We start from the raw sequence: 12,086 nt of genomic DNA, 5'->3' as shown, positions 1-12,086 counted from the left end.
CCGAGTGCGACCCGACGCGGAAATCGCCGCGAAATCCCGCGTTCGATTGCGGCGGGCGACCGGCAACCGGGACCTGTACTTTCAACGGCTATGAATGGCCTAGTCGACCGGTTCTTCCGGATCTCCGAGCGGCAGTCGACGCTGGGGCGGGAAGTTCGCGGTGGGATCGTCACCTTTTTCGCGATGGCGTACATCGTGGTGCTCAACCCGCTCATTATCGGTGGCGAGCCGGGACGCGCGCACAACGCTGACGTGCTGGGCCATGTGCTGCCGGTGGGTCAGGTGGCGGCGGTAACGGCCCTGGCCGCCGGGGTGATGTCCATACTGTTCGGGTTCATCGCCAACTACCCGTTCGCGCTTGCCGCGGGGCTGGGCATCAACAGTCTGCTCGCGGTGTCCTTTGCGTCGCAGATGAGCTGGCCCGAGGCCATGGGGTTGGTGATTGTCGACGGCCTGGTCATTGTGGCGCTGGGTATCTCAGGTTTCCGCACCGCGGTGTTCCATGCCATTCCCGATGAGCTGAAGGCGGCGATCGCCGCCGGAATCGGATGCTTCATCGCATTCATCGGCTTCGTCGACGCCGGGTTTGTGCGGCGCATCCCCGACGCGGCGAACACCACCGTGCCGGTTGGTTTGGGAATCGACAACTCGGTGGCCACCATCCCGACCCTGATCTTCGCCGCTGGCGTGCTGTTGATGGGAATTCTGGTGGTGTGCAAGGTTCGTGGCGGACTGCTCATCGGCATCGTCGTGATGACGGGGATCTCGATGCTCGCGCAGGCGCTGACCGAACGCGGTGCGCAGCCCGCCGATGCCAAGGGATGGAACCTCACCGTGCCCGCGTGGCCGTCCTCGGCGGGCGGCATGCCGGACCTCAGTCTGCTCGGTCAGGTGGACATGTTCGGCGCATTCACCCGGGTGGGTGTGCTGTCGGCGACGGTGCTGGTGTTCGCGCTGGTGCTCTCGAACTTCTTCGACGCGATGGGAACCATGACCGGTCTGGGTAAGGAGGCCGCTCTGACCGACGAGCACGGCACCCTGCCGGGAATCGGACGCGCGCTATCGGTGGAGGGTGTCGGTGCGGTCGTTGGCGGCGTCTCCTCCTCGTCCTCGAACACCGTGTTCGTGGAGTCTGCCTCCGGTATCGCCGAGGGCGCCCGGACCGGGCTGGCCAATGTGGTGACCGGCCTGCTGTTCCTGGCGGCGATGTTCTTCACCCCGCTGTATTCGGTGGTGCCGCTGGAGGCCGCGGCGCCGGCCCTGGTGGTGGTGGGCGCCATGATGATCGGCCAGCTGCGCAGCATCGACCTCACCCGCTTCGAGTACGCGTTGCCCTGTTTTCTGACCGTCGTGACCATGCCGTTTACCTATTCGATCGCCAATGGCATCGGTGTGGGGTTCATCAGCTGGGTGGTGCTGGCCGTCGTATCAGGGGAGCGCGGGTCCCGGCTTCGCGCCGTGCATCCGCTGCTGTACGTGGTGGCGGGATTGTTCGTCGTCTACTTCGCCAAGGGTCCGATCGAATCTCTCATCACCTAACGTTCTCGGGGTGAACATGTGGGCGAAGGGAACTGGCCTCGGCTCTTGGCCGGGGTTACAGGTGCGAGCCGCGACCGAGATCGTGGTGGCCGAGCTATCGCTGCCTCACCTCGTGGAGCTGCCCGCGCGCGGAGTGGGCGCCGATCTGATCGGCCGGGCCGCGGCACTGCTGGTCGATATCGCCCTTGACGTCTCACCTACCGGTTACCGGACGACCGCCCGGCCCGGCGCGGTGGTCCGGCGCGCGCGAGGATTCCTGGACGAGGACATGGACGCACTCGAAGAGGAGTGGGAGCGTGGCGGGCATCGGGGGAGCGAACGCGCGGTGAAGGTGCAGGGTCCGGGGCCGGTGACGCTCGCCGCACAATTAGAACTCGCCAACGGTCATCGCGCGATCACCGACCCCGGAGCGGTGCGAGACCTGACGGCATCTCTGGCGGAAGGGCTTGCGCAGCATCAAGCCACGCTTTCTCGTCGACTCGGTGTTCCCGTACTGGTGCAGGTCGACGAACCCTCGCTGCCCGCCGCACTGGACGGCAGACTGTCTGGAACCAGCATGTTCTCACCGGTGCATCCCGTCGACACGGCGACGGCGACGGCTCTGTTGGACCAGTGCGCTGCCGCGGTGGGTGGTGAACTGGTGGTGCATTGCTGTGCGGCCGACCCTCCTTGGGAGCTCTTGCGGGGCGCCGATATTCGTGGGGTCGCGGTGGATGCCGCGTACGTGGCGGATGCGCAGGCACTCGATGGGCTGGCTTCGGTGCTGGACACGGGCAAGGTGGCGCTACTCGGTGTGATTCCCTCCCTTCCGCCCGCCGTGCCCATCTCATCGGACGTGCTGGCGACCAGTACCGCGGCGCTCGCCGACAAACTGGGCTTCGGGCGCGCGGTGCTGCGGGATCGCATCGGCATCAGTGCCGGGTGCGGCCTTGCCGGAGCCGATCTCCCGTGGGCGCGCAGGGCAACCGAATTGACGCGCAAGGTCAGCGATCTGATCGATGCCGACCCGGACGCGCTGTGATGGACGTCTACCAGGCCATCGCTACCCGCCGGGACGTACGCGCGGAGTTCACCGGAGAGGTCATCGACGATGCGACGTTGATGAAGCTGCTGCAGGCCGCGCATCGCGCGCCCAGCGTGGGGAACAGCCAGCCCTGGGATTTCGTGGTGGTGCGCGATTCCGAGGTTCTGGAGAACTTCGCGGCCCATGTTGCCGAGCAGCGTGAGCGATTCGCGGACAGCCTCCCCTCAGAGCGGCGAAAGACCTTCGATCCCATCAAGATTGAGGGAATCTGCGAAAGCGGTACCGGGGTGGTGGTCACCTACGATCACGGCCGTGGTGGTCCGCATGTCTTGGGGCGGCACACCATTGCCGATGCGGGCCTGTTTTCGGCGGTGCTCGCGATCCAGAACCTGTGGCTCGCCGCGGTCACCGAAGGGATCGGCGTCGGCTGGGTGTCGTTCTATGAAGAACAGTTCCTGGCCGAATTAATCGGCGCGCCAACGCACATCAGACCGATCGCCTGGTTGTGCGTCGGGCCGGTGCGTGAGTTCGCCGAGCGGCCCGATCTGGAACGATTCGGCTGGCGCAGCGGGCGTCCGTTGGAAGACGCCGTGCACTGGGGCCGCTACCGAGAGACCTAGCGTCCCTTGAAGTCGGGTTCCCGCTTCTCGAAGACCGCACCGATGGCTTCCTGCAAGTCCTCCGACGGCAGGAAGGCGGCGTTCCAGGTGGACACGTACTTGAGGCCGTCGGCAACCACGCTTTCGCGCTCGCGGCCCAGCACGTCTTTGACGCCCTGCACCACCAGCGGGGGGTTGGCCGCGATCTCGGCAGCGGTGGCATGCGCGGCCTCCAGCGTTGCCTCGGGGGTGTCGAACACATCGTTGACGAGACCGATCTTCTCGGCCCGAGCGGCATCGATGTCCTTGCCGGTGAAGGCCAGTTCACGCAGGTGGCCATCACCGATGATCGGTGGAAGACGATGCAGCGAGCCAATATCGGCGACAATCGCGACCTTTGCCTCGCGCACACTGAACTTCGCCTCGGCACTTGCATACCGGATATCGGCGGCCGCGATGAGGTCGACGCCCCCACCGATGCACCAGCCCTGCACCGCGGCGATCACGGGCTTGCGGCAGGCTGCTACGGCGGTCACTGAGGCCTGCAGCCTCCGTATCTCGTCGAGGAACTCGGTGCGCGGCCTGGCCAGCGCCTTATCGGCCAGCAGCGGCATGAAGGTGCCCGCCATCGCGGCCAGGTCCAGCCCGTAACTGAAATGGGAGCCGGCGGCCGCGAGCACGATCGCCCGTATCTCCGGGTCGGCGTCGAGTTCGGTGAAGATCAGCGGCAGTTCCCGCCAGAAATCGGGTCCCATCGCATTGCCCTTACCGGGCCCGATGAGGGTGACCTGGGCGATGTGCCCCGTGGTCTCGACGGTGAAGGCTTTCCAGTCGCTCATGTGCGTGAGCCTACGGGTTCAGGCGGGCAGCAGACCCTTGCGGTCCTCGCGGAGCTGCTTGATCACCGACTGCCAGGACATTGCCCAGGACTGCACGTCGTCTCCGGACTGGCTTGTCATGAAACCGCGAATGATGCCGACGAGCACGGTGCGGTCGCCAACATGGGTGTACACCGGGCCTCCCGAATCGCCCTTGGCGATCACCGGACCGTTAAACCTGAACCAGCCGTTGCCAAGTCGGGTTACCGATCCACACGCATCGCCTGTGGTGAAGCCGGTGCGGCAGACCGGCATTCCAATATCGGGAGTAACCGAGTCATCGCGTTCGAGCCGTTGACCGTTGGCCATGACATCGTTGACGGGCAATCCGTCATCGATCGAGATCGCTTCGTAGTCGATGGTGTATTCGTTCTCGTAGACCGGGCCCTCAGGGGGACGGTTGTCGTGGGCGAGGATCTTGTGTCCTATCGCCGCGAAGTCTCCATTGCGAACGATCCCGTCGCCGTTGACGCAGTGCCCGGCCGTGATGCCCACCCGAAGCCCGGGATCGACGAACCCGAGCGTGCAGCTCAGCGAGCCCTGATAGATGAGCATGCCGGGATACACCAGCGGCGGGTCAGCATGAGCCGACGCGGGGTTGGCTACGGGAAGCGCGCACAACACAGCGACGATGGTCGTTATCCAGAAAAACGGGCGCATGAGGGCTAGGGGACAACCATTCTCGCGGGACCGGACGGGCGGTCATCGGAGGGCGCGGGAGGCAGGACCATCGGCGGCGCCTGCGGATTGGGCGGTGCCTGCGGATTGATGGCCACGGGGCTCGCGACCTCGGGGCGGCTCGCGGCCGCCGCAATGTCATTTCGGATCTGCTGTTGCACCGTGGGCCAGGACAACGCCACGGTGGACTCCCGGCGGGTCTGATTGGCGGTGAAGCGCGCGCTCACGATGCCGACGATGGCGGCGTTGCCGGGAGAGGTGACGGTGTACACGGCACTACCGGAGTCGCCGTGGTCGGCGGGCAGGCCGTCGACGAGGAACCAGCCATTACCGAAACCGGCGATGGCACCGCACGCCTCGCCGGTGGTGATTCCCACCCGGCACACCGCCAGGCCATCGCGGGGAACGACTGCCGGGTCGACCCCGAGCCGCAGCCCGTTGGGCAGCACGTTGTTAATCGGCACGCCCTCGTCGAAGGCGATGCCCTCGTAGTCGATTCGGTAGTCGTCGCGGGACAACGGTCCTTCGGGCTTTATGTTGGACTGGGCCACGGCGAGCTGACCGATGCGCACGCCGTCACTGGTGAACACCGGCCCATTGCCGCCACAGTGACCCGCGGTGACACCCACGCGCGCAGCAGGATCCACGAAGCCAAGGGTGCAGCTCAGTGATTCCTTACCGGGTGGGCGCTGGATGATCTCCATACCTGGATAAATCAGCGGGTCCGCATGTGCGGCAGCCGGGTTCGCGAGGCCAAGACCGCACAACACGATGAGGGCCGCGGCCCACACCGGGAACCGTCCCCGCGGTTCGGTCCGTCGACCGTTGTCGCCGACACTGGTCACGCCGTAGCTCTCTGTCTGCCACGTTCACCGTCAATAAAGCCCCGACCAGTGTTAGGAGAGCACGCGGCACGACTCTCCGTGTCGCTACGAGCCTATGCGAATTGGTGGTGGACTGGCGGGGGAACCGTGCTCAGGTAATGGGTTGCCCTGACAGCCCCTTCTTTTCTGTCTTTGCGATGCGAATGGGCGACAGCGTCCGGGAGGATTGCCAATACTCGCACATCATGCGCTGTTGAAGGTCATGCGCGCAGGATGAGAATTCGCCACTTGTGATGTATGAGGGGTCGCTCGAGTTTGCGCCGCGTGTCGACGAGCGAACGTCGATCCCGTCCGGCGGGACCACAGCTGCCCAGGCGTGCACCGTCCCGCGCGCTCATCGAGTCAGACATCGCTGGTCGGCGGTTCGGCGGGAACGTCTTCCGCCGGCTCGCGGGCGTTCTTGGGTGAGTCCGGTGGCATATCCGCGTGTCCCACCCGGTCGATATCGCTCTTGATCTGACGCCAAATTGCCCGCCAGGAGATCGCCATCGTTGCCCGCTGGCCCGTTGACTTGCTGGTTAGCACTTCGGTGGTAATCCCCACGATTGCCGCGCGGCCAGGCTCGGTGATGGCATAGACCGGACTGCCGGAGTCACCGTGGTCGGCGGGAAGCCCGTCGATGACCAAGAGGCTGTCAGTGGTCTCGAGGATGACCCCGCACGCTTCCCCGGTGGTGACACCGCTACGGCACACCGGCATGCCAATTGCCGGCACGATTTTTGGATTGGATTCCAGGACAAGGCCGTTGGGAAGCACGTTGTTGATTGGTATGTCCTCGTAAAAGGCAATGCCCTCGTAGTCGATGGGGGGTTGCTCGGCGAAGCTCTTGTCCTGCGGGGTGGGCTTGAAGTGTGCGATGTCCGCAGTGCCGACGCGGTTGCCGCTGTCGTCGTAGACTGGCCCGTCTGAGTCGAGTGCGCAATGCCCCGCGGTAAGCCCGATCCGAGCGCCTGGATCGACGAAGCCCAGTGTGCAACTCTGTGTGCCCTGGTTGATTCTCATGCCGGGATACACCAGCGGCGCGTCCGCGTGCGCGGTTGCGGCGGTGGGCACAGTCCATATCAGTGCTGCCGCCACCAGCAGGGCCGACGGAGCCGTCGCCGGTGGGAATCTGCCAGCAATACCGAACATTGGTAACCCCCTGTGTTTCGCCAAGCGCCTCAGTGCCAGTGAAGCAATTTTGACTCTTCTGAGTAATCTATGATCATCCACCCACCAGGTTTTGTCGGTGAGTTAGCAAATTCTCAATGAGATCACCAACTTTGTCAAAAGATCGGCGCCGCTGCAGAGGTGCTGAGCCCTGGCTAACGATCAGGGCCAACCGTCGGACGCTGATCGAGCAACTTGATCAGCCGCTTGGTGGCGATCAATCGGTAGGACGCATCGAGCAGCTCGGCGACCTCATCCCAGTCCACATCGGCGGTGCTGAAGTCGAGCCCCAGCCAGCCGTAGGGCCCCATGTACGCCGGGTAGTAGAAGCGCTCGTCCTGGAGGAGTGCGGGGCGCTCGGAATCATCCACCTTGACCAGCACGGAATACGGGTAGGCGATCATCTCGCCCTTGGCGTCTCCTTTGGCGTTGCCGCCGAACATCGCGAAGATCTTGCCGGCTTTGAAGACGGGCCGGCCCCAGGAGATCTGTTCGGCAGCCTCGGGTAGTGCGAGTGCCAACTGGCGAAGTTCCGTCAGGCCGGGATCGTCCTCGGTGAACATGATGGGATGCGTGCCCATGGGCCCATCGTAGGGTTCGGGGACTGTCGGGCGGGTGGGTTAGCCTGCCGATGTGGATCCTGACGTGCAGCGCCAGTGGCGTGAGCTTGCCGACGAGGTGCGTGGGCACCAGTTCCGCTACTACGTCAAGGACGCCCCGGTCGTCTCCGACGGCGAGTTCGATCGCCTCTTGAAGGAGCTCGAGGCGCTGGAAGCGCAGTATCCCGAGTTGCAGACCCCGGACTCACCCACGCAGCTGGTGGGTGGAGCAGGGTTTGTCACCGAATTCGGATCGGCTGACCACCTGGAGCGAATGCTCAGTCTGGACAACGCATTCAGTTCAGAGGAGTTGACGGCCTGGGATGCCCGCGTGCGCGGCGATATCGGGGAAGAACCGGAATACCTGTGCGAGCTGAAGATCGACGGGGTCGCACTTTCGTTGGTGTATGAGAACGGCGTGCTGGTGCGCGGCGCGACGCGCGGCGATGGCCGCAGCGGCGAGGATGTCACCCTGAACGCCAGGACCATCGAGGATGTACCGGAAAGGCTCACGGCCTCAAAGGAATACCCGATACCCGCACTCTTGGAGGTGCGTGGTGAGGTTTTCTTCCGGCTGGAGGATTTCGAGGCGTTGAATGCCTCGCTGGTGGAGGAGAGCAAGCCGCCGTTCGCCAATCCGCGCAACAGCGCCGCGGGCAGCCTGCGCCAGAAGAACCCGGCCATCACGGCCAGGCGGCGGCTGCGGATGATCTGCCACGGGCTTGGCCGCGCCGAGGGGTTCGCTCCGGAGAGCCTGCATGAGGCTTATTTGGCTTTGGGGCAGTGGGGATTACCTGTCTCTACCCACACCACCAAGGTGCGGGGCATTGCGCAGGTTCAGGAACGCGTCAACTATTGGGCCGAGCATCGCCATGATGTGGAACACGAGATCGACGGACTCGTCGTGAAGGTCGACACGGTGGCGCTGCAACGCCGCCTGGGCAGCACCTCGCGCGCACCGCGCTGGGCCATCGCCTACAAGTACCCGCCCGAGGAGGCGACCACCGAACTGCTCGACATCCGGGTGAGCGTGGGCCGGACCGGACGGGTTACCCCCTTCGCGTACATGACCCCCGTCAAGGTGGCCGGATCCACGGTGTCGTTGGCGACCCTGCACAACGCATCCGAGGTCAAACGCAAGGGCGTGTTGATTGGCGACACTGTGGTGATCCGTAAGGCCGGGGACGTCATCCCGGAAGTTCTGGGTCCGGTCGCCGATCTGCGGAACGGGTCTGAACGCGAATTCGTCATGCCCACAACCTGTCCCGAATGCGGCACCGTACTGGCTCATGAGAAGGAGGGCGACGCCGATATTCGCTGCCCGAATTCGCGAAGCTGCCCGGCCCAGCTGCGTGAGCGGGTATTCCACGTGGCAGGGCGTGGTGCCTTCGATATCGAGGCACTCGGTTATGAGGCGGCCATTGCCCTGCTTTCGGCAGGGGTCATCGAGGATGAGGGAGACCTGTTCAGCCTCACCGCCGAGGACCTGCTGCGCACCGACCTGTTCAAGACCAAGAATGGGTCATTGTCCGCCAACGGAAGTCGGCTGCTGGAGAACCTGGACAAGGCGAAACAGCAACAGCTGTGGCGTGTGTTGGTGGCGCTCTCGATCCGCCACGTCGGTCCGACGGCGGCGCGCGCGCTGGCCACCGAGTTCGGTGAATTGGAAGCCATCGAGGGAGCCTCTGTCGAACAGCTGGCCGCCGTCGAGGGGGTGGGTGCCACGATTGCCGCGGCGGTGGTGGATTGGTTCACCGTCGACTGGCATCGCGCCATCGTCGACAAATGGCGCGCCGCGGGTGTTCGGATGGCCGATGAACGTGATGAGTCGATACCGCGCAATCTCGAAGGCTTGTCGATCGTCGTAACCGGTTCACTCCCAGGGTTTTCGCGTGATGAGGCGAAGGAGGCCATCATCGCCCGGGGCGGCAAGTCCGCGAGTTCGGTGTCCAAGAAGACGGCGTTCGTCGTCGTCGGCGATGCGCCGGGATCCAAGTACGACAAGGCCGTTGAGCTGGGCGTGACCATCCTCGACGAGGACGGCTTCCGGGCATTGCTGGCCGACGGGCCTCCCGCCGACTCAGCGTGAAACTGCCCCTAGGGTTTCGGCGGAACCGACAGATCGAATACTCGTAGGTCGCCGTAATCCTTTGAGGAGAAGTGGGTTTCGACCCACTTCTGGACATCATCGGCCACCCGCTTGGTGTCGCCGTCCTTCTGTGGTTGCGGTTTGTCCTGCTCCTTGTCTTTGTCCTTATCCTTGACGGATTCGGCATAGAACTGGACGGTGCCATCCTGCGTGTAATCGATGAACTGCTGCAGCGTGATGGGGTTGTCGCGGCCGGAGAATCCGCCGATCGCCATCACGGGTGCGTTGGTCTCCAACTGAATGGGAGCGGCGGTGCGGGTGTTGGTCGTCGCCACCGGCCATCTGGCGCCCGAATCCTTGATCAACGCGGCCAGTGCCGGATCCAGCGGCGTGGGTGCCTGGCCGCCGAACTTCTCCTCGTTGGCGATCGCCGGGCCGGACGTCGAGAGCCCCCCGACCTTCGGGGTGGTCACATTGGCGATGGTGAACGCGAGCGAGCCTCCCAATGAAACTGCAAGGGCCAGTCCGGCAATGGCATAGCGCAGGCGCACGTTACGTTCGAGTGCGCTAAGGGCGAGGGCAACGGCCGCGAGGATCCCGCCGATCAGCAGAAGCCAGCGCAGCCAGGGCAGCCAGGTCGGTATGCGCCGCAGTAGTACGAAGGCCATGACGGTGGCACTGAGCGTGAGCGCGCTCAGCCCGAACTTGCCGATGGGCTCGGACCGATGCCGCCACAACAGCACCGTGCCGATGGCCAGCGAACCGGCGATGGCAGGGGCCATGGCCGAGGTGTAGTAGGGGTGGAATTGTTTGGCCATGTAACTGAGGACCACGTAGTTGGACACCATCCAGGTGCCCCACAAAACCAGGCCTGCTCCCGCGGGATGGGTGGTGATGGTGCGCAGGCGGCCCAACCAGCCTGCGGTCTGCGGCGTCCTGCTGACGATGACAAGTCCGAGGATCAGCGCGATGAACGCAGTGGGAAGCAGCCATGCGATGTGATCGGCCTGGGTGTCCTGGAACAGTCGGAAGATGCCCGGGGTGCCCGAGAACGAGGGACCACTTCCCCGGCCGCCGCCCATCCCGTTCGAGTTGTCACCGAGCAGGCGGTCCAGGCCGTTGTAACCAACCGCCAGCGTCCATTCACTGTTGTCGGTGGAGTTGTCGACGTAGGGGCGACTGGCTGCCGGGGTCAGCGCGACGGCGGCCATCCACCAACCCGATGCGGCCAAGAGGGCGCCGGCCGCACCCAGAAGATGCATAAGCGTTGTCTTCCAAGGCCATTTCGTGGACACCAGATAGGCCAGGAGCAGGGCCGGAGCCACGAGTAGACCTTCGAGTGTCTTGCACAGGAACGCGAACCCGATACCGACTCCGGCGAGCGCCAGCCAGCCGGCAGCACTGCGTGAGCGCTCGGAATCGATTGCACGCGTGGTGAAGTATGCGGCCACCACCATGCCAAACACCATGGGTGCGTCGGGATTGGAATGCCGGAACATCACCGAGACCACCGGGATGAGAGCGAACAGGGCCGCCGCGAGCAGGCCGGCACTCGGTCCGGCCTGCCGCCGTACCGTTGCGCGAATCAGTGCGGCGCTGACGATCGCGAGGATGGCCTGCGGGATCAGCATGCTGGCGCTGGAAAAACCAAAGATCCTGGCGGACAATCCCATCAACCACAAACCACCGGCGGGCTTGTCGACCGTCACGTAGTTCTGCGGATCGAAGCTCCCGAAGAACCAAGCCTTCCAGCTTTCACTGCCTGATTGCACGGCCGCCGCATAGAAGGTGTTGGACCACCCGTTGTGGCTGATGTCCCAGAGGTACACCACGGTGATCGTCAACAGAATGGCAGCGAAGATGAGCCGTTCACGAGTCTGGCTCATGGACGCGTCGATGTCAGTCACGCCAGTGAGTGTGCAGGGCGACTCAGGGAATTGGCTGTGCCGTTCCTGTGAACAGGCCGCTATCGCACCAAGGTGGCGACGATCCCCGCCAGATAGCCGAGGCGGGCCACCTCCGAGGGCCGAAACTCCGGGCCGCCGGGACGGCCGAGGACCACGGCGGTGTCGCTGGACCCCAGTGGCGCGGCGGCAAGCGTGGTGTCCATGTCCTTCCACAGCTGCGGCACCCATTCGGCAGCGGTTTCCAGGACCTGGGCCCGGCTCAGCGGTAGCCACGGGGCGGCGGTGGCCTGTGTTTCCGGGGCACCGGCGCTGCCCGCCACCCGAATGAAGCCACTGCCTTCCTGCCGCACCACGGTGCACCAGTTCGCGCGCAGCACGTGTGGGGCCTCCTGGGCGAGCACTTCCAGGCGGGCGGATGACGCGGCGGCGGCCACTCTGTCGATCAGTTCCAGCTCGCGGTGTGCCTCCAGCAGCCCGGTGTGCGGGCGGATGGAATGCACATGCACCCCGTTCAAGGCCTCGGCGGCGGTGATCAACGAGTCGGGCATGGAACCGGGTGGCAGGTCGATGACCAGGTCATCGATGGCATACCCGGGACCGCGCTCGACGACGTCGAGGGACAGGATGTCCGCACCCACCGTGCCGAGCGCGACGGCGACCGATCCCAGACTTCCGGGTCGGTCGGCAAGTTGTAAGCGCAGCAGATAGGACGGCACGTCCAACACTGTGGCACAGGTCAG

The 12,086-nt window shown here is 64.8% G+C and carries 11 protein-coding genes; 4 read left to right on the top strand and 7 right to left on the bottom strand.

Going from position 1 to position 12,086, the window contains the following annotated elements:
• The first annotated feature begins 90 nt into the window (after nt 1-90).
• The 3 genes from BB28_RS16540 to bluB are packed head-to-tail and all read left to right on the top strand — an operon-like array spanning nt 91 to nt 3,183.
• The gene (locus BB28_RS16540; protein WP_046254281.1) at nt 91-1,539 is read left to right on the top strand and encodes an NCS2 family permease; all 1,449 of its coding nucleotides are present in this window, start codon (nt 91-93) and stop codon (nt 1,537-1,539) included.
• 16 nt (nt 1,540-1,555) lie between these two features.
• Nucleotides 1,556-2,560: a uroporphyrinogen decarboxylase/cobalamine-independent methonine synthase family protein gene (locus BB28_RS16535; protein ID WP_064393522.1), complete on the top strand. Its 1,005-nt coding sequence runs from the start codon at nt 1,556-1,558 to the stop codon at nt 2,558-2,560.
• A complete protein-coding gene (bluB, locus tag BB28_RS16530) occupies nt 2,560-3,183 on the top strand; it encodes a 5,6-dimethylbenzimidazole synthase (RefSeq protein ID WP_046254279.1) in 624 nt (207 codons plus the stop codon). Before BB28_RS16535 ends, bluB begins: the two co-directional genes overlap by 1 nt.
• On the opposite strand, the gene BB28_RS16525 is transcribed toward bluB, so the two are convergent.
• The 5 genes from BB28_RS16525 to BB28_RS16505 all read right to left on the bottom strand — a co-directional run bounded on the left by BB28_RS16525 (nt 3,180) and on the right by BB28_RS16505 (nt 7,332).
• A complete protein-coding gene (locus tag BB28_RS16525; protein WP_046254278.1) occupies nt 3,180-4,001 on the bottom strand; it encodes a crotonase/enoyl-CoA hydratase family protein in 822 nt (273 codons plus the stop codon). The two genes, bluB and BB28_RS16525, sit on opposite strands and share 4 nt — an antisense overlap.
• A gap of 18 nt (nt 4,002-4,019) precedes the next feature.
• Nucleotides 4,020-4,700, bottom strand: a complete 681-nt coding sequence (locus BB28_RS16520; RefSeq protein ID WP_046254277.1) for an Rv1815 family serine proteinase — start codon at nt 4,698-4,700, stop codon at nt 4,020-4,022.
• Nucleotides 4,701-4,705: 5 nt separating this feature from the next.
• Nucleotides 4,706-5,563, bottom strand: coding sequence for an Rv1815 family serine proteinase (locus tag BB28_RS16515; RefSeq protein ID WP_046254276.1), 858 nt, complete (start codon nt 5,561-5,563; stop codon nt 4,706-4,708).
• A 381-nt stretch (nt 5,564-5,944) separates the two neighbouring features.
• Nucleotides 5,945-6,733 carry an Rv1815 family serine proteinase gene (locus BB28_RS16510; protein ID WP_046254275.1) on the bottom strand — a complete coding sequence of 263 codons (789 nt, stop codon included), beginning with the start codon at nt 6,731-6,733 and terminating at the stop codon, nt 5,945-5,947.
• A 173-nt stretch (nt 6,734-6,906) separates the two neighbouring features.
• A complete protein-coding gene (locus BB28_RS16505; protein WP_046254274.1) occupies nt 6,907-7,332 on the bottom strand; it encodes an MmcQ/YjbR family DNA-binding protein in 426 nt (141 codons plus the stop codon).
• A 52-nt stretch (nt 7,333-7,384) separates the two neighbouring features.
• Between BB28_RS16505 and ligA the strand changes: the two genes are divergently transcribed.
• On the top strand, nt 7,385-9,439 hold the full coding sequence (gene ligA / locus BB28_RS16500) for an NAD-dependent DNA ligase LigA (RefSeq protein ID WP_046254273.1): 2,055 nt from the start codon (nt 7,385-7,387) through the stop codon (nt 9,437-9,439).
• An 8-nt stretch (nt 9,440-9,447) separates the two neighbouring features.
• Here the strand turns inward: ligA and BB28_RS16495 are convergent, their stop codons facing one another.
• Together BB28_RS16495 and BB28_RS16490 are read right to left on the bottom strand one after the other, a co-directional pair.
• Entirely contained in the window at nt 9,448-11,325 is a 1,878-nt protein-coding gene (locus BB28_RS16495; RefSeq protein ID WP_046255912.1) for an ArnT family glycosyltransferase, read from the bottom strand.
• Between the two features lie 80 nt (nt 11,326-11,405).
• The gene (locus tag BB28_RS16490; RefSeq protein WP_030094136.1) at nt 11,406-12,071 is read right to left on the bottom strand and encodes an ACT domain-containing protein; all 666 of its coding nucleotides are present in this window, start codon (nt 12,069-12,071) and stop codon (nt 11,406-11,408) included.
• Nucleotides 12,072-12,086 lie beyond the last annotated feature (15 nt).

It is taken from the genome of Mycobacteroides chelonae CCUG 47445 (assembly GCF_001632805.1).
Lineage (GTDB): Bacteria > Actinomycetota > Actinomycetes > Mycobacteriales > Mycobacteriaceae > Mycobacterium > Mycobacterium chelonae.
This window is presented reverse-complemented; position numbering and strand designations above follow the sequence as displayed.